Annotated in this window: 1 protein-coding gene; it reads left to right on the top strand. The window is 43.8% G+C overall.

All coding sequences use genetic code 11. The features are described 5' to 3' along the window. Positions 1 to 753: TM0106 family RecB-like putative nuclease (locus PX636_RS00005; RefSeq protein WP_288115818.1), on the top strand; the 753-nt coding region annotated here is incomplete at its 5' end. Positions 754 to 1,030 lie beyond the last annotated feature (277 nt).

Below are 1,030 nucleotides of genomic sequence, written 5' to 3'. Positions count from 1 at the left end.
GGGGTGACTCCTAGTCGTTACCAATTTTTACAGTCTTTGGGGGTTTCCACCATGGAATCCCTGGCGCTTACCTGTCCTACCCGTATGGGGGAGGGGATGGGGGTAGAGGTGGCTAATCAGTTACAATTACAGGCCCAAGCAATTATTGAAAATCGGGCCTTTCGCAAAAGCAACGGGAAAACTGCTTATTTGTCCCCCCTACCGAAGGCCGAGATTGAATTTTATTTTGACATCGAAGCGGAACCAGAACAGAATTTAGATTATCTTTTGGGGGTTTTACGGGTTGACCATCGAGTTAATACCCAGCAATTTTATCCCTTTTTGGCAGAAAAGCCAGAAGATGAAGGCAGGATTTGGCAGGAATTCTTAACCTTAGTCATGCAGGATTATCAAGCACCAATTTTTCATTTTTCTGAGTACGAAGTGGAAACAATTAAGCGATTAGGTTATCTTTATAAAACCCCTTCTTCTTTGATTAATCAGTTAGTTTCTCGCTGTTTTGATCTGCACTATCATGTAGTTAATTCGGTAACTTTTCCCGTGGAAAGTTATTCTTTAAAATCCCTCGCTAACTGGATTGGCTTTCAATGGCGCGATCGAGGAGTAAGCGGGGATCAATGCGTTTGGTGGTATGACCAGTGGTTAAAAACAGGAGATCGGACTTTATTGGCGGCTATTTTGCGTTACAATGAGGATGATTGTCGCGCCACCTTTATACTAAAAGATTGGCTTTTGACATACCCCACGCCGTAAACGGACGTGGATTCTTCTAGCATCACTGCTGAGAATTTCTGGCTCAACGAGTCCACTTGAATTAGATTCCTGGCGAAATCCCACCCAGAGGTGGTTCTCTCCTCAGACTTTCGCTCCCTTACAGAAGCCTGTTTTCGTATGCCCTACGATACAGTTCAAAACCTCTAAAATAATTGGTTTCTCTGGTACTTGACGCTTAGAGCTTTTACCTATAGGAGCATTCCCCTATAGAACCCCATAACTCTAGTTTTCAAGGTGCGTTCATCCTGCGATGACT

The organism is Microcystis sp. M53598_WE2 (genome assembly GCF_030067735.1).
Taxonomy (GTDB): Bacteria; Cyanobacteriota; Cyanobacteriia; order Cyanobacteriales; family Microcystaceae; genus Microcystis; species Microcystis aeruginosa.
This window is presented reverse-complemented; position numbering and strand designations above follow the sequence as displayed.